An 18551-nucleotide genomic window follows, 5' to 3' on the forward strand; every position below is an offset into this window, starting at 1 on the left:
GGCCTTCGCCGTCGGGCCCACGACTCCCCACCGACCCGCACCATCTAGCGAGAAGAAGAGACATGACCGAGAACACCCCCACCGCAGACCTCTCCGCCGCCGGCGTCAGCATCTGGCTCGACGACCTGTCGCGCTCGCGCATCTCGAGCGGCGGGCTGCAGAAGCTCATCGACGAGAAGAACGTCGTCGGAGTCACCACCAACCCCACGATCTTCGCCGCGGCCCTCGCCAAGGGCGAGTCCTACGACGAGCAGGTCGAGGAGCTCGCCGCCGCCGACACCTCGGTGACCGACGCGGTCTTCGCGATCACCACCGACGACGTCGCCGCCGCCTCCGACGTCTTCCGCCCGATCTACGACGCGACGAACGGCTACGACGGCCGCGTCTCGATCGAGGTCGAGCCGGGCCTCGCGCACGACGCGCAGGGCACCATCGAGCAGGCCAAGGCCCTCTGGGCCAAGGTCGACCGCCCGAACGCGATGATCAAGATCCCCGCGACCGTCGAGGGCCTCGAGGCCATCACCGAGGCCATCGGCTCCGGCATCTCGGTCAACGTCACGCTGATCTTCTCGCTCGCCCGCTACCGCGCCGTCATCAACGCGTACCTGGCCGGCCTCGAGAAGGCCAAGGACGCCGGCATCGACCTGTCGACCATCCACTCCGTCGCCTCGTTCTTCGTGTCGCGCGTCGACACCGAGATCGACAAGCGTCTCGAGGCCGTCGGCACCGACGAGGCCCTCGCGCTGAAGAGCAAGGCCGGCGTCGCCAACGCGCAGCTCGCCTACGAGGTCTTCGTCGAGGCGTTCGCCACCGAGCGCGCGCTGCTCCTGCAGGAGTCCGGCGCCAACCGCCAGCGTCCGCTGTGGGCTTCGACCGGCGTCAAGTCGACCGACCTCCCCGACACCCTCTACGTGACCGAGCTGGTCGCGGCGGGCGTCGTCAACACGATGCCCGAGAAGACCCTCGAGGCGACCTTCGACCACGGCGTCATCGCCGGCGACACGGTGACCGGCTCCTACGCCGACGCCAACGCCGTCCTCGACGCCGTCGCCGCGCAGGGCGTCTCCTACGCCGAGGTCACCGAGCTGCTCGAGAAGGAGGGCGTCGAGAAGTTCGTCGTCTCCTGGAACGAGCTGCTCGACACCGTCACCGCCGCGCTCGAGGGCGCGAAGGCGAAGGCCTGAGCATGACGATCCAGATCCACCTCAGCGGCGACGCCGAGAAGGCCGCCGACCGCGTCGTGCCGGAGCTCGTCGCCGACGAGGTCGCCTCGGGCATCACCGCCCAGGTCCCCACCCTCTGGGGTGCGGCGGCCGAGGAGGAGTCGGCGAAGCGCCTCGGCTGGACCGAGTCGACCACCGTCTCCCGCCCGCTGATCCCCGAGATCCTGGCGCTCCGCGAGGAGTTCCAGGCCAAGGGCATCGACCACATCGTGCTCGGCGGCATGGGCGGCTCCTCGCTCGCGCCCGAGGTCATCACCCGGACCGCCGGCGTCGAGCTCACCGTGCTCGACTCCACCGCGCCCGGGCAGGTCCTCGCGGCCCTGAACGACCGCCTCGCGTCGACCGCGGTCGTCATCTCGTCGAAGTCCGGCTCGACGGTCGAGACCGCCAGCCAGAAGAAGGCTTACGAGAAGGCGTTCACCGAGGCCGGCATCGACCCGCTCGACCGCATCGTCATCGTGACCGACCCCGGCTCGCCGCTCGACTCGTCCTCGCGCGAGGCCGGCTACCGGGTCTTCAACGCCGACCCGAACATCGGCGGCCGCTTCTCGGCGCTCTCCGCGTTCGGCCTCGTGCCGTCCGGACTCGCCGGCGCCGACATCGAGGCCCTCCTCGACGAGGCGGCGGAGGCGTCCCTCGGCCTGGCCGTGGACACCCCGGAGAACCCGGGTCTGCTCCTCGGCGCCGCGATCGCCGCCACCAGCCCCCGCCGCGACAAGCTCGCGATCGTGGCCGACGGCACGCACATCGTGGGCTTCGCCGACTGGGCCGAGCAGCTCATCGCCGAGTCCACCGGCAAGGACGGCACGGGCATCCTCCCCGTCGTCCTCGGCACCCTCGCCCCCGAGCTGTCGGAGGACCTCGCCGACGTGCAGGTCGTCCGCCTGGTCGAGGACGCGAGCGCGCTGCACCTGTTCCCGCGCGACCGGCACGAGGGCGAGATCCTCCTGTCCGGCTCGCTCGGCGCGCAGATGCTGACCTGGGAGTACGCGGTCGCGGTCGCCGGGCGCCTACTCGGGATCAACCCGTTCGACCAGCCCGACGTCGAGTCGGCGAAGGTCGCGACCCGGGCCCTGCTCGAGAAGCGCCCGGAGCCGGCGACCCCGGCCTTCACGGACGCGGGCATCGAGGTGACCGGCACGTCGAACGTCACCGAGGGCGTCTCGACCATCGCCGCCGCCGTCGACCGCCTCCTCGCCCAGCTGGGCGAGGGCGGCTACGTGTCGATCCAGGCCTACGTCGACCGCCTCGCGCTGCCGCAGCTGGAGGGCGTCCGCGACCTCCTCGCCGCGCAGTCGAAGCGTCCGGTGACCTTCGGCTGGGGCCCGCGCTTCCTGCACTCGACCGGTCAGTACCACAAGGGCGGAGCGCCGACCGGCGTCTTCCTCCAGATCGCCGAGCGCGCGAGCACGGATCTCGAGATCCCCGAGAGCCCGTTCACCTTCGGCCAGCTGATCCAGGCCCAGGCCGCGGGCGACGCGAGCGTGCTCGCCGAGCACGGCCGCCCGGTCCTGACGCTGACCCTGACGGACCCCGAGGCCGACCTCGAGGCCCTCTTCGAGGCGCTCAACACCTGATCCGCCGGGCGCGGCGTCCCGACCTCCTCCGGGAGGCGGGACGCCGCGCCCGCGGTCGTCCGCGCGGTCCGCCCCGACCGCGCTCGCAAGCCCTCAGCGGAGCGGGCAGGCGTCACCACTCCCCCTCCGTCACCGATAGCAGTGCGCCGAGGCGCCGGCTCCGCCGGCCCGCGGCACACAGAAGGACACTGCACATGTCTGTGGACATCACTCCCGAGTTCAACCCGCTGCGGTTGAGCTTCGACCGACGGCTGAACCGGATCGCGGGGCCGAGCGGCCTCGTCATCTTCGGCGTCACCGGCGATCTCTCCCGCAAGAAGCTCATGCCGGCGGTCTACGACCTCGCCAACCGCGGCCTGCTGCCGCCCGGATTCGCGCTCGTCGGCTTCGCCCGGCGCGACTGGGACGACCAGGACTTCGAGAAGGTCGTGCACGACTCCGTCAAGAAGCACGCCCGCACCGAGTTCCACGAGGAGGTCTGGACCCAGCTCGCGCAGGGCATCCGCTTCGTGCAGGGCGAGTTCGACGACCCCGAGGCCTTCAGCCGCCTGAAGACGACGGTCGACGAGCTCGACCGCGAGCGCGGCACGAACGGCAACTTCGCCTTCTACCTCTCGATCCCGCCGAAGTCCTTCCCCCAGGTCACCGAGCAGCTGCGCAACTCGGGCCTCGCGGAGCAGAAGGACGGCCAGTGGCGCCGCGTCGTCATCGAGAAGCCCTTCGGCAGCGACCTGAAGACCGCGCGCGAGCTCAACGCCGTCGTCGAGTCGGTCTTCCCGCCGGACTCCGTCTTCCGCATCGACCACTACCTCGGCAAGGAGACGGTCCAGAACATCCTGGCGCTGCGCTTCGCCAACATGATGTACGAGCCGCTCTGGAACTCGAACTACGTCGACCACGTGCAGATCACCATGGCCGAGGACATCGGAGTGGGCGGCCGGGCCGGCTACTACGACGGCATCGGCGCCGCGCGCGACGTCATCCAGAACCACCTGCTCCAGCTGCTCGCCCTCACGGCGATGGAGGAGCCGATCTCGTTCGACGCCGCGGACCTCCGCGCCGAGAAGGAGAAGGTCCTCGCGGCCGTCCGGCTGCCGAAGGACCTCTCGACCGTCACCGCCCGCGGGCAGTACTCCGGCGGCTGGCAGGGCGGCGAGAAGGTGCTCGGCTTCCTCGAGGAGGACGGCATGAGCCCGACCTCGACGACCGAGACCTTCGCCGCGATGCGCCTGGACATCGGCACCCGCCGCTGGGCCGGCGTGCCGTTCTACCTGCGCGCCGGCAAGCGCCTGGGCCGCCGCGTCACCGAGATCGCCGTGGTCTTCAAGCGCGCGCCGCAGCAGCTCTTCGCCGAGAGCCAGACCACCTCGCTCGGCCAGAACGCCCTGGTCATCCGCGTACAGCCCGACGAGGGCGTCACCATGCGCTTCGGCTCGAAGGTGCCCGGCGCGGGCATGCAGGTCCGCGACGTGACGATGGACTTCGGCTACGGCCACGCCTTCACCGAGGCGAGCCCCGAGGCCTACGAGCGCCTGATCCTCGACGTCCTCCTCGGCGAGCCGCCGCTCTTCCCGCGGCACGAGGAGGTCGAGCTCTCCTGGAAGATCCTCGACCCGATCGAGGAGTACTGGGCCACGCAGGGCCAGCCCGAGCAGTACCGCCCCGGAACCTGGGGCCCCGATTCCGCCGACGAGCTCCTCGCTCGCGACGGCCGCACCTGGAGGCGCCCGTGATCGTCGATCTGCCCGACACCACGACGAGCGAGGTCTCGAAGACCCTCGTCAAGATCCGCGAGGAGGGCGGCGCCGTCGCCCTCGGCCGCGTGCTCACCCTCATCATCGCGACCTCCCGGGGTCACGAGGAGGAGGCGATCGACGCCGCCAACGACGCGTCCCGCGAGCACCCGATGCGCGTCATCGTCGTCTCGAAGGACGACGGGCTGACCACGGTCCCCGTCGACGCCACCCCGCGCGTCGACGCGCAGATCCGCGTGGGTGGCGACGCCGGTGCGAGCGAGGTCGTCGTGCTCCGCCCGTTCGGCGACGCCGCGACGGACGAGGAGAGCCTGGTCACCGGGCTCCTGCTCCCCGACGCGCCCGTGGTCGCCTGGTGGCCGAACAGCGCGCCCGACAGCGCCTCGAAGTCGCCGATCGGCCGCATCGCGACGCGCCGGATCACCGACGCCTCCGCGCAGTCCAACCCGGCCGAGGCTCTGCACCACCTGGCCTCGACCTACGCCCCCGGCGACACCGACTTCGCCTGGACGCGCCTCACCCTGTGGCGCGCCCAGCTCGCCGCGGTGCTCGACCAGCCGCCGTACGAGCCGATCACGGCCGTCGAGGTCTCCGGTGCGCCCGACTCCCCCTCGACGATCCTGCTCGCCGCCTGGCTGCAGCTCGAGCTCGACATCCCCGTCGACCACGAGCTCACCATCAGTGCGACCGGGTCCAGCGGGATCCACGGGGTGCGCCTCTTCCGCGAATCCGGCGTGATCGAGCTCGAACGCTCGATCCCGAACGTCGCGACGCTGACGCAGCCGGACCAGCCCGTCCACGACATCTCCCTGCCGCGCCGGAGCCTCCGCGACTGCCTGGCGGAGGAGCTGCGCAGGCTCGACCCGGATGACCTGTACGGTGAAGTGATCTCGCGCGGTGTGGACATGCTCACCGAGAAGAACGACGCTCGCAGCGCGTCCTGACACCGCCGCACTCCCCGGCCGCCGCACCCTGCACGCCAGGCGCGGCGGCCGGAGAGACGGCCATCCGCCGATGGCGACCGACCCGAAGGAGACCCCGATGACCACTGACCGCCGTGTGCTCGTCCACCGAGACAAGCAGACCCTCGCGGGCTCGGTCGCCGCGCGCTTCCTGACGAAGACGATCGACATCCTCGACGACCTGGGCACGGCGAACGTGGTCCTCACCGGCGGGACGATGGGGGCGGCGACTCTCAAGGAGATCGGCGGCTCCTCCGCCGCGGGCAATGTCGACTGGACCCGCGTGCACTTCTGGTGGGGCGATGAGCGCTGGGTGCCCCGCGGCCACGAGGACCGCAACGACGTGCAGGCGGGCGACCTCTTCGAGCGTCTCGAGGTGCCGACCGAGAACGTGCACTCCTACCCCGCGTCCGACGAGGGCCTCGACCTCGACGGCGCGGCCGCGGCGTACGACGCCGAGCTCCGCGCGCACGCCACCGAGGGGCGCGACTACCCCCGCTTCGACATCACCTTCCTCGGTGTCGGGCCCGACGGCCACATCGCCTCGCTCTTCCCGGAGCGCTCGGCCATCCGCCACCCGCAGCCGGGAGTGCTGGCGGTCCGCAACTCCCCGAAGCCGCCGCCCGAGCGCCTCACGCTCACCCTGCCGCTGATCAACCAGTCCGACCGGATCTGGATGGTCCTCGCCGGCGCCGACAAGGCCTCCGCGCTCGGCCTCGCCCTCGCGGGCGCGAGCACGAACGAGGTGCCGGCAGCCGGCGCGTTCGGCCGCAAGCGCACGGTGTTCTTCGTCGACCAGGAGGCCGCGGCCGAGGTGCCCGAGTCGCTGATCGCGCCGAGCTACTGAGCTCTCCCCCCGGCTCTTCCGGGAACGACGAAGGGCCCGCCTCCACTGGAGGACGGGCCCTTCGTCGTTGCACCGGCTCTGAGGCCGGCGATGCTCAGGAGGGGGTCGCGGTACCCCGGCGGGCTCGCAGCTGCTGCAGCGCCTCCTCGAGGAGCTGAGCGGCCTCGGCCTCGGTGCGGCGCTCCTTCACGTACGCGAGGTGCGTCTTGTAGGGCTCCGACTTCGCGACCTGCGGCGGGTTCGCCCGGTCTCGTCCCGCGGGGAGACCGGACTGCGGAGAGTCGATCACCTCGGGGATCTCGTCCTCGGGGAGCGCCGCCGAGAAGTGGCGCACCGTCTCGTTGCCGAGGGCGTCCCAGTAGGAGACCGCGACGCGCTCCGCGTGGTAGCCCCGGTCCTGCTCGCCCATGGGTCCCGCGCCGACGCGCGAACCGCGGATTGCACTGCCGCCTGATGCCATTCCGTTTACCCCTATGCTCCGGTGTCGAACTTGGTGAGAAGACCGAGCACCACGATGCACGCGAGCCAGACGAGGCCGAGGATCACGGTGATGCGGTTCAGGTTGCGCTCTGCGACGCCCGAGGCACCGAGGTTCGAGGTGACTCCACCGCCGAACATGTCGGACAGTCCGCCGCCGCGCCCCTTGTGGAGCAGGATCAGCATGGTGAGCAGGAGGCTCGTGATGCCCAGGACGACCTGGAGCACGACCTGGAGGATGTCCACGCGGTACCTTTCGAAGTTCTGGCGCGTTGCACGCCTCGACGAGTATAACGGCGCCTGCGAACCCCCGGGGAATCGCGTCGCCCTGTGTTCTGTCCGCTGTATACGCGAGGGGTGCGACTTCTGGTGAGGGGCGGAGGGGATGGCCTCGTCGCGGCGCCTTCCCGCGCCCTTCGGGCGCCCGCCAGACCCGAGCCGGTCGCCGCGACGAGGCCATCCCCTCCGCCCGCGCCGGCGCGAGGCGCCCACCAGCACTGGGGTGAGAAGTACCGCGGAGACGGAAGTCCGCCGCGCGGCGGCGAGGGCAACCGGCGATTCGCGTGCTAGCGAATCGCCGTGGCCGAACGCAGGACGCTCTACAGGACCCAACCACACGACCGAGCCGACTGCGCCAGGCCGCGCAGGGAGCGGCCTGGAAAAGGGCACAGCACCGGCGATTCGCGTGCCAGCGAATCGTCGTGGCCGGACGCAGGACGCTCTACGGGACGCGACCACTTCGAAGAGCCGACCGCGCCAGGCCGCGCAGGGAGCGGCCTGGACGACGAAGAGGGGCGGGCCCAGTGGGCCCGCCCATCTTCGTCGCAGTAGCTCAGACGCCTACGTGGTTGCGGAACCTTGCGATGGCGGCGAATTCCTCGACCTGGAGGCTGGCGCCTCCGACGAGGGCGCCGTCGACGTCGGGCTCGCGCATGAAGCCGGCGATGTTGCCGGACTTGACGCTGCCGCCGTAGAGGATGCGCGTCTTCACCGCGGTGTCGGCGCCGAGGATGTCGGCGACGACGTCGCGAAGGGCCTTGCAGACCTGCTGGGCCTGCTCGGGCGTGGCGGCCTGGCCGGAGCCGATGGCCCAGACGGGCTCGTACGCGACGACGAGGTCGGCGTCCGCCGGCAGGCCGGTGAGGGCCTCCTTCAGCTGCGCGACCGGCACCGCGGACGGGCCGTGCTTCTCGAGGTCCTCGGCGGTCTCGCCGACGCAGACGATCGGCGGCACGCCGTGCTTGACGGCCGCGGCCGTCTTCGCAGCGATGTCCGCGTCGGTCTCGCCGTGGAGCGTGCGACGCTCCGAGTGGCCGACGATGACGTAGTCGCAGTCGAGCTGCTTGAGGAACTGGCCGGAGATCTCACCGGTGTAGGCCCCGCTGTCGAACTTCGACAGGTCCTGCGCGCCGTACTTGAGCGGCAGCTTGTCGGAGTCGACGAGGATCTGCACGGGGCGCAGATCGGTGAACGGCGGGAACACCGCGACCTCGACGCCGTCGAAGTCGTGGTCGGCGTCCTTGAGGCTCCACGCGAGCTTCTGCACGAAGGCGATGGCCTGGAGGTGGTCCAGGTTCATCTTCCAGTTGCCGGCGATGAGCGGGATGCGGGATGTCACTGCCATCCGAGGACCTCCAGTCCGGGGAGGCGCTTCCCCTCGAGGAATTCGAGGCTGGCTCCGCCTCCCGTCGAGATGTGGCCGAACTGCCCGTCCTCGAAGCCGAGGGCGCGCACCGCGGCGGCCGAGTCGCCGCCGCCGACGACGCTGAGTCCGTCGACCTCGGTGAGGGCCTGAGCGACGGCCTTCGTGCCGGCCGCGAACGGCTCGAGCTCGAAGACGCCCATCGGGCCGTTCCAGAACACGGTCTTCGAGGCCGCGACGACCTCGGCGAACCGCTTCGCGGTGTCCGGTCCGATGTCGAGACCGAGGCCGTCCGCGCCGAACGCGGTGTCCTCGATCGCGTCGGCGGGGGCCGTCACGTACTCGGCGTCGGCTCCGAACTTCGAGGCGACGACGACGTCCGTGGGGACGACGATCTCGACCCCGAGCTCCTTCGCCTTCGCGAGGTAGCCGAGGACGGTGTCGATCTGATCGGCCTCGAGCAGGCTGTTGCCGACCTCGTGGCCCTGGGCCTTGAGGAAGGTGAAAAGCATGCCGCCGCCGATGAGGATCGAGTCGACCCGCGGCAGCAGGTGCTCGATGACGCCGAGCTTGTCCGAGACCTTCGAGCCGCCGAGAACGACCGTGTACGGGCGCTCCGGCTTCTCGGTCAGGCGGTCCAGGACCTCGAGCTCGGCGGCGATCAGCGTTCCGGCGGCACTGGGCAGCAGCTGGGCGAGCTCGTAGACGCTCGCCTGCTTGCGGTGCACGACGCCGAAGCCGTCGGAGACGAACGCGTCGCCGAAGGCGGCGAGCTTCTCGGCGAAGGCGCGGCGCTCGTCCGCGTCCTTGCTGGTCTCCCCCGGGTTGAAGCGGAGGTTCTCGAGCACGACGACCTGGCCGTCCTCGAGGGCGTCGACGGCGGCGGAGGCCGCCTCGCCGACGGTGTCCTCGGCGAACAAGACGGGGGCGCCGAGCATCTCGCCGAGGCGCTCCGCGACCGGCGCAAGGCTGTACTTCAAGTCGGGGGCGCCGTCGGGACGGCCGAGGTGGCTCACGACCACGACTCGGGCGCCCTCGGCGACGAGCCGCTGGAGGGTGGGCACCGACGCGCGCACGCGGCCGTCGTCCGTGATCGTTCCGTCCTTCAGGGGGACGTTCAGATCGCAGCGGACGACGACCCGCGTGCCGGCGAGGGAGCCCAGTGAGTCCAGAGTGCGGAGCGTCACGGTGTCACTCGTCACGGAGTCGTGACTCAGAGCTTGCCGGCGACGAGCTCGGCGACGTCGACGAGGCGGTTGGAGTAGCCCCACTCGTTGTCGTACCAGGAGGCGACCTTGACCTGGTTGCCGATGACCTTGGTCAGGCCGGCGTCGAAGATCGAGGAGTGCGGGTCGGTGACGATGTCGCTGGAGACGATCGGGTCCTCGGTGTACTTGAGGATGCCCTTGAGGTCGCCCTCGGCGGCGGCCTTGTAGGCCGCGTTGATCTCCTCGACCGTGGCCGACTTCGACAGCTCGACCGTGAGGTCGGTGATCGAGCCGGTCGGGACCGGGACGCGCAGCGCGTAGCCGTCGAGCTTGCCGACGAGCTCGGGGATGACGAGGCCGAGGGCCTTGGCGGCACCGGTCGAGGTCGGGATGATGTTGACCGCGGCGGCACGAGCGCGACGGAGGTCGCTGTGCGGGCCGTCCTGCAGGTTCTGGTCGGCGGTGTAGGCGTGGACCGTGGTCATCAGACCGCGCTCGATGCCGAAGTTGTCGAGCAGGACCTTGGCGAGCGGCGCGAGGCAGTTCGTGGTGCACGACGCGTTCGAGACGATGTCGTGGACCTGGGGGTCGTAGGTGCCCTCGTTGACGCCGAGGACGATGGTCGCGACGTCGTCGCCGGTGGCGGGAGCCGAGACGATGACCTTCTTGGCGCCGGCGGTGATGTGCTTGCGCGCATCCTCCGACTTGGTGAAGCGGCCGGTCGACTCGATGACGACGTCGACGCCCAGCTCGCCCCAGGGGAGGTTCGCGGGGTCGCGCTCCTCGAGCACGATGATCGGCTTGCCGTTGACGACGATCTTGTCGCCGTCCAGCTCCACGGTCGCGTCGAGGCGGCCGGTGATGGAGTCGTACTTCAGGAGGTGCGCGAGCGCCTTGTTGTCGGTGAGGTCGTTGACCGCGACGATCTCGAGGTCGCTGCCCTTGGCGAGGGCCGCACGGAGGAAGTTACGGCCGATACGGCCGAAGCCGTTGATGCCGATCTTGACGGACACAGATATCTCCTGGAATGGAAGGGCACCTCGACGGTGCAGTGGAGGGTGTGGATCGCTGCGAGAGCGGCGTCCCGGATCGGGACCCGGGACGCCGGAATCGCTACGACAGTAGCAGGAGGCCGGAAGTGTTCTGGCGGGCCTTCTCGAAGCGCGCGGAGACGTCCGCCCAGTTCACGATGTTCCAGAACGCCTTGACGTAGTCGGCCTTCACGTTGACGTAGTCGAGGTAGAAGGCGTGCTCCCACATGTCCAGCAGCAGGACCGGCACGGTCGCGGCGGCGTGGTTGCTCTGGTGGTCGTAGAGCTGCTCGATGAGCAGCTTCTGGCCGAGGGAGTCCCAGGCCAGGATCGACCAGCCGGAGCCCTGGATGCCGAGGGCCGAGGCGGTGAAGTGGGCCTTGAACTTGTCGAACGAGCCGAAGTTCTCGTCGATCGCCGCGGCGAGCTCGCCGGTCGGCTTGTCGCCGCCGTCGGGCGAGAGGTTGTTCCAGAACACGGTGTGGTTCACGTGACCGGCGAGGTTGAACGCCAGGTCCTTCTGGAGCTTGTTGACGTTCGCGAGGTTCTCGCTGTCGCGAGCCTCCTGCAGCGCGGCGAGGGCGGTGTTCGCCCCGGCCACGTACGTCGCGTGGTGCTTGTCGTGGTGGAGCTCCATGATCCGTCCACTGATGTGCGGCTCGAGAGCCGAGTAGTCGTAGGGCAGTTCGGCGAGCGTGTAGTCAGCCATGTGCGATCTCCTGTTCGTGGTCGTCGACCTCAGTGATCCGCCGGGTCTCACGGCCCCTCACCGCTGTGCGGGAGGGTGTGCCGGGGTGTCCTGAGCGACCTTTCCAGTCTAGTGAGAGCCGCCCTCCGCACTCGGAGCGTTTCCTCCGTTCAACCAGGAGACACTCAGCGTTCGTGCGTCCGACGGCCCGTCGACCCGCGCGGGGCTCAGAGGTCCTGGAGCTCGGCGGGGAGGTTCGCGTCGGTGCCGGGGATGTCGAGGTCGGTGGCGCGCTTGTCGGCCATCGCGAGCAGGCGTCGGATGCGGCCGGCGACCGCGTCCTTCGTCATCGGCGGGTCGGCGTGGTGGCCGAGCTCGTCCAGGCTCGCGTCGCGGTGGGCGAGCCGGAGCCGGCCGGCGTAGCGGAGGTGCTCGGGGATGTCCTCGCCGAGGATCTCCATCGCGCGCTCGACGCGGGAGCACGCGGCGACGGCGGCCTGCGCGGAGCGGCGGAGGTTCGCGTCGTCGAAGTTCACCAGGCGGTTGGCGGTCGCCCGCACCTCGCGGCGCTGGCGCAGCTCCTCCCAGCTGGCGACGGTGGAGGTCGCGCCCATCAGGGTGAGCATCGCGCTGATGCTCTCGCCGTCGCGGACGACCACGCGGTGCACGCCGCGCACCTCGCGCGACTTGGCCTGGACGCCGAGGCGGCCCGCCGCGCCCACGATGGCCATCGCCGCCTCGTTGCCGGGGCAGATCACCTCGAGGGCGGCCGAGCGGCCGGGATCGGTGAGCGAGCCCTGGGCGAGGAAGGCGCCGCGCCAGACGGCGGCGAGCTCCTCCCGCGTCCCGGTGGTCAGCCGGTTCGGCAGGCCGCGCACGGGGCGTCCGCGCTGGTCGAGCAGACCGGTCTGGCGGGCGAGGGTGTCGCCGCCCTCCACCACGCGCACCAGCCAGCTGGTCGTGCGGCGGGATCCGCCGGCGGAGACGATGCTGCCCTCGCTGCGGACTCCGTAGAGCTCGGCGAGATCGCGGCGGACGCGGGTGGCCAGGGGTGCCGAGTCGAGCTCGACCTCGACCGCGAGGCGGTTCGAGATGATGTGCAGTCCTCCGGAGAAACGGAGGATGGTCGCCAGTTCAGCGGCACGGACGGTGTTCTTGCGCGAGACGATCGCGACCAGTTCGCCCTTGACATCTGCAGTGAGGGCCACGGAGTCTTCTTTCCTTACGTCGGGTGCGCGGCGGAGCGCGCAGGGATCATTCTCGGCCGAGGTCGCGGTGCGCCACGTTGACGGCGACACCCGGCAGCTCGGCCAGTCGGGCCGCGACGCGGCCGGCGACGGCGACCGAGCGGTGCTTGCCGCCGGTGCAGCCGATGGCGATGGTCGCGTGGCGCTTGTTCTCGCGCTGGTAGCCGTCGAGCACCGGCCGGAGGGCGCGCGAGTAGGAGTCGATGAACTCCTCCGCGCCCTGCTGGGCCAGCACGTAGTCTCTCACCTCTTCGTCGAGACCGGTGTGCGGGCGGAGCTCCGGGATCCAGTACGGATTGGGCAGGAAGCGCGCGTCCGCGACCATGTCGGCGTCGGTCGGCAGGCCGTACTTGAAGCCGAAGCTCATCACGGTGATCTGCAGCCCCGCGCGGCCGGCTTCGGCGAACCGCGCGGTGATCGTGGTCGCGAGCTGATGCGGATTGAGGTCGGAGGTGTCGATCACGATGTCGGCCGACTCGCGCAGCTGCGCCAGGCGGGTCCGCTCGGCGGAGATGCCGTCGAGGAGGGTGCCGCGCCCCTGCAGCGGGTGGGGGCGGCGGACCTGCTCGAAGCGGCGGACGAGAGCGGCGTCGGCGGCCTCGAGGAAGACGACGCGCAGATCGACGCCGACGCGCAGCTCGCGGACGATCTCGCCGAGGTCGGCGAAGAAGTCGCGCCCGCGGACGTCGACGACGGCCGCGACCTTGGGCACGGTGTCACCCGCGCGCTGGGCGAGGTCCACCAGCGGACGCAGCATCTGCGGCGGGAGGTTGTCGACCACGTACCAGCCGAGGTCCTCCAGCGCATTGGCGGCGGTGGATCGTCCGGCTCCGGACATCCCGGTGACGATCAGCACGTTCTGCTGCTCGCTCTCGGTGCTCATGGGGTCTCCGTGCTCGTGTGGGGTGGTCGCGGACCCTCCTTCGGGGAGGGCGGGCCTCCAGCCTAGGGTGTGGCCCTGAGCGGAGCACCCGGCGGAAGGTGGTGCCTCAGGGATGCAGGTGCCCGTGGATCGCGGCCGCGAGCGTCGGCCCGATGCCCTTCACCTCCGCGATCTCGGCGTCGCTGGCCTCCCTCAGGCGGGTCACCGAGCCGAAGTGCTTCAGCAGGTCGCGCACGCGCGTCCCGCCGAGCCCCGGGATCTCGGCCAGCTGCGACGAGATGTCGCGCTTCCGCCGCTGGCGCTGGTGGGTGATCGCAAAGCGGTGCGCCTCGTCCCGGATGCGCTGGAACAGGAAGAGCGCGTCGCTGTTGCGCGGCAGGATCACCGGGAAGTCGGAGTCGGGCAGCCAGATCTCCTCCAGCCGCTTGGCGATCCCGCAGAGCGTGATCCCGGTGACGCCGGACTCGTCCAGCGCGCGCTGGGCGGCCGCGACCTGCGGCTGCCCGCCGTCGACGATGAGCAGGTTCGGCGGGTAGGAGAACTTGCGCCGCTTCGCCTCCCCCGTCTCGGGATCGATCTCGGCGGGCTCCGTCGGCTCCTTGAGGTAGGCGAGGCGCCGGGTCAGCACCTGGTGCAGCGACTCGGTGTCGTCGGTCGACTCGGCGATGCTGAACCGGCGGTACTGGTCCTTGCGCACCAGGCCGTCCTCGAAGACGACCATCGACGCGACGATGTTCGTGCCGCTGAGGTGCGAGACGTCGTAGCACTCCATCCGCAGCGGTGCCTCGGCCATCCCGAGGGCGTCCCGGATGTCCTCCAGGGCCTGCGTGCGCGCCGTGAAGTCCGCGGACCGCCGGGTCTTGTAGAGCATCAGCGAGTGCTTGGCGTTCTGCGTCGCGGTCTCGAGCAGGGCCGCCTTGTCGCCGCGCTGCGCCGCACGCAGCCGCACGTTGGCGCCGCGGAGGGAGCCCAGCCACTCCTCGAGCGCCTCGGAGTCCTCCGGCAGCTCGGGCACGACGACCTCGCGCGGCGGGATGTCGCCGCCCTCGTAGGCCGCCTGCAGGGCCGTGTCGACGAGCTCGGCGGTGCTCATGTCGAGCTCCTTGTCGACGACCCAGCCGCGCTCACCGCGGATCCGGCCGCCGCGCACGCGGAACTGCTGCACCGAGGCGGCCAGCTCGTCGTGCACGATCGCGTACAGGTCGACGTCGACGTTGTCCTTCAGCACGACCGCGCTCTTGGCGAGCACGGCGTCGAGCGCCGCGGCCTGATCGCGCAGCTTGCCGGCGCGCTCGTACTGCATCGCCTCGGCGGCCTCGCGCATCTCGCGCTCGAGCTCGCCGATCATCTTGCGGTCGTGGCTGCCCATGAACGCGACGAAGCGGTCGACGATCGCGCGGTGCTCCGCGAAGGTGACCCGGTGCGAGCACGGACCGCCGCAGCGGCCGATCTGCGAGGCGAAGCAGGGCTTCCCGCTCTGCATCGCCCGCTTGTAGTTGGAGTCGTTGCAGGTCCTGATCGGGAACGCCTTGATCATCAGGTCGATCGTCTCGTGGATCGCCCAGATCTTCGGGTACGGGCCGAAGTAGCGCGCCCCGCGGATCTTCGAGTTGCGTGTCACCATCACCCGCGGCGCCTCGTCGCCGAGGGTCACCGCCATGTACGGGTACGACTTGTCGTCGCGGAACTTGACGTTGAAGGGCGGATCGAACTCGTTGATCCAGGTGAACTCGAGCTGCAGCGCCTCGACGTCGGTGCCGACGACGGTCCACTCGACGCCGGACGCCGAGGTGACCATCCTCCGGGTCCGCTCGTGCAGGCTCGGCAGCGGCGCGAAGTAGTTGCTGAGCCGGGCCCGGAGGTTCTTGGCCTTGCCCACGTACAGCACGCGGCCGCGGGCGTCCTTGAAGCGGTAGACGCCCGGCAGGGTCGGGATCTCGCCCGGCTTCGGCCGGAAGTCGACGGTCTGCGTCATGCCCGCGCCGCCCCCGCTCCCCCGCCGGACCGGTGGCCGCGGCTCACGGCAGGATCTCGGCGAGGAAGGTGCCGGTGTGGCTCTCCTTGACCTTCGCGACGTGCTCGGGGGTGCCGATGGCGACGACCCGGCCGCCGCCCGCGCCGCCCTCGGGACCCATGTCGATCAGCCAGTCGGCCGACTTGATCACGTCGAGGTTGTGCTCGATCGTGATGACCGTGTTGCCCTTGTCGACGAGTCCGTTGAGCACCAGCAGGAGCTTGCGGACGTCCTCGAAGTGCAGACCGGTGGTCGGCTCGTCGAGCACGTAGACGCTGCGCCCGTTCGAGCGGCGCTGCAGCTCGGTGGCGAGCTTGACGCGCTGCGCCTCGCCGCCGGAGAGCGTGGTGGCGCTCTGCCCGAGCCGGACGTAGCCGAGGCCGACCTCGACCAGCGTCTTGAGGAACCGGTGGATCGAGGTGATCGGCTCGAAGAACTCGGCCGCCTCGGCGATCGGCATGTCGAGCACCTCGGCGATGTTCTTGCCCTTGTAGTGCACGGTCAGGGTGTCGCGGTTGTAGCGCGCTCCACCGCAGACCTCGCACGCGACGTAGACGTCGGGCAGGAAGTTCATCTCGATCTTGATCGTGCCGTCGCCCGAGCAGGCCTCGCAGCGCCCGCCCTTGACGTTGAAGCTGAACCGGCCGGGCAGGTAGCCGCGGGCCTTCGCCTCGGTGGTCTCGGCGAAGAGGTTGCGGATGCGGTCGAACACGCCGGTGTAGGTCGCCGGGTTGGAGCGCGGGGTGCGGCCGATCGGGTTCTGGTCGACGTGCACGACCTTGTCGAGGTTCTCGAGCCCGGTGACGCGGGTGTGCTTGCCCGGCACCTTGCGGGCGCCGTTGAGCTGGTTGGCGAGCACCCGGTAGAGGATGTCGTTCACGAGCGTCGACTTGCCGGAGCCGGAGACGCCGGTGACCGCGACGAAGGTGCCGAGCGGGAACTCGACGTCGACCTTCTGCAGGTTGTTCGCGTTGGCGCCGACGACCTTGATCACGCGCTTGCGGTCGATCTTGCGGCGCTTCTTCGGCAGCTCGATCGAGCGGCGGCCGGCGATGTAGTCGCCGGTGAGCGAGTGGGTGTTCTCGAGCAGCGACTCGTAGGAGCCGGAGTGCACGACCTGGCCGCCGTTGACGCCGGCGCCGGGGCCGATGTCGACGATCCAGTCGGCGGTGCGGATGGTGTCCTCGTCGTGCTCGACGACGATGAGGGTGTTGCCGAGATCGCGCAGCTTGATCAGGGTGTCGATCAGCCGGCGGTTGTCGCGCTGGTGCAGGCCGATGCTGGGCTCGTCGAGGACGTAGAGCACGCCGGTGAGGCCGGAGCCGATCTGGGTGGCGAGCCGGATGCGCTGCGCCTCGCCGCCGGAGAGCGAGCCCGCAGCGCGGGAGAGGTTGAGGTAGTTGAGCCCGACCTCGATCAGGAAGTCGAGGCGCGCGCGGATCTCGCGGAGCACCTGAGCGGCGATGGTGGCCTCGCGCGGGGTGAGCTGCAGCTCGCTCATGAACGACTGGGCGTCGCCGAGGCTGAGGTCGGCGACGTCGGCGATGCTCGCGCCGTGCACGAGGACGGCGAGCACCTCGGGCTTGAGCCGGGAGCCCTTGCAGACGGGGCAGGCCACCTCGCGGAGGAACTCGGCCCAGCGCGAGCGCTGCACGTCGGTCTCGGCCTGCACGTACTGCCGCTCGATGTAGGGCACGACGCCCTCGAAGCCGGAGGTGTAGCTCATCTCCCGGCCGTAGCGGTTCTTCCACTTGACCTTGACCTCGAAGTTGTCGCCGTGCAGCACGGCCTGCTGCACCTCCGAGCTGAGGCGCTTCCACGGGGTGGTCAGCTTGAAGCCGAGGTCGCGGGAGAGGCCGTCGAGCAGCTTCTCGTAGTACTGGAAGAGGCCCTTGCCTTGGGTGGTCCACGGGATGATGACGCCCTCGGCGATGCTGAGGTCGGGGTCGCCGAGCAGCAGCTCGTCGTCGACCGACATCCGCGTGCCGAGGCCGGAGCACTCGGGGCAGGCGCCGAACGGGGCGTTGAAGGAGAAGGTGCGCGGCTCGATCTCGGTGAGCGAGATCGGGTGGTTGTTGGGGCAGGACAGCTTCTCGGAGTACGTCGTCCACGCGCCGTCACCCTCGCCGTCGACGAAGTTGATCTGCACGATGCCGTCGGTGAGACGCAGTGCCGTCTCGAGCGAGTCGGTCAGGCGGCCGAGGATGTCCGGGCCGGCGACGAGGCGGTCGACGACGACGGAGATGTCGTGCTTGTACTGCTTCTTGAGCACCGGCGGCTCGCTCAGCTGGATGAGCTTCCCGTCGACCATGGCGCGCGAGTAGCCGCCCGCGGTCAGCTCCTTGAAGAGGTCGACGAACTCGCCCTTCTTCTGCGAGACGACCGGGCTGAGGATCTGGTAGCGGGTGCCCTCCTCCAGTTCCATCAGCTGATCGGCGATCTGCTGCACGGTCTGCGCAGAGATCGGCTCGCTGCAGACGGGGCAGTGCGGGATCCCGATGCGCGCCCAGAGCAGGCGCATGTAGTCGAAGATCTCGGTGATCGTGCCCACGGTCGAGCGCGGGTTGCGGTTGGTCGACTTCTGGTCGATCGACACCGCGGGGCTGAGGCCCTCGATGAAGTCGACATCGGGCCGGTCGACCTGGCCGAGGAACTGCCGCGCGTAGGCGGAGAGCGACTCGACGTAGCGGCGCTGGCCCTCGGCGAAGATCGTGTCGAAGGCGAGCGAGGACTTGCCCGACCCGGACAGTCCGGTGAAGACGACCATCGAGTCGCGCGGGATCTCGAGGTCGACATCGCGCAGGTTGTGCACTCTGGCCCCGCTCACCACCAGCTTCGACACCGATTCGTCCAGCGAGGAGACGAAGCGGTGGAAGGAGGGTGAGGGGGTGGTGGAAGGGTCCGTAACGGCGTTCAGGATCGACACCTCGAAAGTGTATGCGGAGCCACCGACATCGCCCGGGGCGTTCGCTGGCCGCTGATCCCGGACCCCGCGACT

15 protein-coding genes are annotated in these 18551 nt (G+C 70.2%); 5 read left to right on the plus strand and 10 right to left on the minus strand.

The features are described from left to right. The first annotated feature begins 62 nt into the window (after positions 1–62). The 5 genes from tal to pgl all read left to right on the plus strand — a co-directional run bounded on the left by tal (position 63) and on the right by pgl (position 6363). Complete coding sequence (gene tal, locus EDF22_RS09515) at positions 63–1184, plus strand: transaldolase (protein WP_123446275.1); 1122 nt, start codon at positions 63–65, stop codon at positions 1182–1184. A gap of 2 nt (positions 1185–1186) precedes the next feature. Further along, positions 1187–2800, plus strand: a complete 1614-nt coding sequence (locus EDF22_RS09520) for a glucose-6-phosphate isomerase (RefSeq protein WP_123704305.1) — start codon at positions 1187–1189, stop codon at positions 2798–2800. 194 nt (positions 2801–2994) lie between these two features. After that, entirely contained in the window at positions 2995–4533 is a 1539-nt protein-coding gene (gene zwf, locus EDF22_RS09525) for a glucose-6-phosphate dehydrogenase (protein ID WP_123704307.1), read from the plus strand. Beyond that, positions 4530–5498, plus strand: coding sequence for a glucose-6-phosphate dehydrogenase assembly protein OpcA (locus EDF22_RS09530; RefSeq protein WP_123446272.1), 969 nt, complete (start codon positions 4530–4532; stop codon positions 5496–5498). Before zwf ends, EDF22_RS09530 begins: the two co-directional genes overlap by 4 nt. A gap of 97 nt (positions 5499–5595) precedes the next feature. Continuing rightward, on the plus strand, positions 5596–6363 hold the full coding sequence (pgl, locus tag EDF22_RS09535) for a 6-phosphogluconolactonase (protein WP_123704869.1): 768 nt from the start codon (positions 5596–5598) through the stop codon (positions 6361–6363). Between the two features lie 94 nt (positions 6364–6457). Here the strand turns inward: pgl and EDF22_RS09540 are convergent, their stop codons facing one another. The 10 genes from EDF22_RS09540 to uvrA all read right to left on the minus strand — a co-directional run bounded on the left by EDF22_RS09540 (position 6458) and on the right by uvrA (position 18407). Next, the gene (locus EDF22_RS09540) at positions 6458–6823 is read right to left on the minus strand and encodes an RNA polymerase-binding protein RbpA (protein WP_123446271.1); all 366 of its coding nucleotides are present in this window, start codon (positions 6821–6823) and stop codon (positions 6458–6460) included. An 11-nt stretch (positions 6824–6834) separates the two neighbouring features. Then, positions 6835–7086 carry a preprotein translocase subunit SecG gene (gene secG / locus EDF22_RS09545; RefSeq protein WP_123446270.1) on the minus strand — a complete coding sequence of 84 codons (252 nt, stop codon included), beginning with the start codon at positions 7084–7086 and terminating at the stop codon, positions 6835–6837. A gap of 586 nt (positions 7087–7672) precedes the next feature. Further along, positions 7673–8464: a triose-phosphate isomerase gene (gene tpiA, locus EDF22_RS09550; RefSeq protein WP_123704309.1), complete on the minus strand. Its 792-nt coding sequence runs from the start codon at positions 8462–8464 to the stop codon at positions 7673–7675. Beyond that, positions 8455–9669, minus strand: a complete 1215-nt coding sequence (locus EDF22_RS09555; protein ID WP_123704311.1) for a phosphoglycerate kinase — start codon at positions 9667–9669, stop codon at positions 8455–8457. The genes tpiA and EDF22_RS09555 overlap by 10 nt, the downstream gene beginning before the upstream one ends. Positions 9670–9695: 26 nt before the next feature. Beyond that, complete coding sequence (gene gap / locus EDF22_RS09560; RefSeq protein WP_123446267.1) at positions 9696–10703, minus strand: type I glyceraldehyde-3-phosphate dehydrogenase; 1008 nt, start codon at positions 10701–10703, stop codon at positions 9696–9698. A gap of 100 nt (positions 10704–10803) precedes the next feature. Next, the gene (locus EDF22_RS09565) at positions 10804–11430 is read right to left on the minus strand and encodes a superoxide dismutase (RefSeq protein ID WP_123704313.1); all 627 of its coding nucleotides are present in this window, start codon (positions 11428–11430) and stop codon (positions 10804–10806) included. A gap of 206 nt (positions 11431–11636) precedes the next feature. Continuing rightward, positions 11637–12617 carry a DNA-binding protein WhiA gene (gene whiA, locus EDF22_RS09570; RefSeq protein WP_123446265.1) on the minus strand — a complete coding sequence of 327 codons (981 nt, stop codon included), beginning with the start codon at positions 12615–12617 and terminating at the stop codon, positions 11637–11639. 46 nt (positions 12618–12663) lie between these two features. After that, the gene (gene rapZ / locus EDF22_RS09575) at positions 12664–13539 is read right to left on the minus strand and encodes an RNase adapter RapZ (protein WP_123704315.1); all 876 of its coding nucleotides are present in this window, start codon (positions 13537–13539) and stop codon (positions 12664–12666) included. Positions 13540–13645: 106 nt separating this feature from the next. Then, the gene (gene uvrC, locus EDF22_RS09580) at positions 13646–15514 is read right to left on the minus strand and encodes an excinuclease ABC subunit UvrC (protein WP_123704317.1); all 1869 of its coding nucleotides are present in this window, start codon (positions 15512–15514) and stop codon (positions 13646–13648) included. Positions 15515–15557: 43 nt separating this feature from the next. Continuing rightward, positions 15558–18407 carry an excinuclease ABC subunit UvrA gene (uvrA, locus tag EDF22_RS09585; RefSeq protein ID WP_123704871.1) on the minus strand — a complete coding sequence of 950 codons (2850 nt, stop codon included), beginning with the start codon at positions 18405–18407 and terminating at the stop codon, positions 15558–15560. Positions 18408–18551 lie beyond the last annotated feature (144 nt).

Source organism: Rathayibacter sp. PhB127, from assembly GCF_003751665.1.
Taxonomy (GTDB): Bacteria; Actinomycetota; Actinomycetes; order Actinomycetales; family Microbacteriaceae; genus Rathayibacter; species Rathayibacter festucae.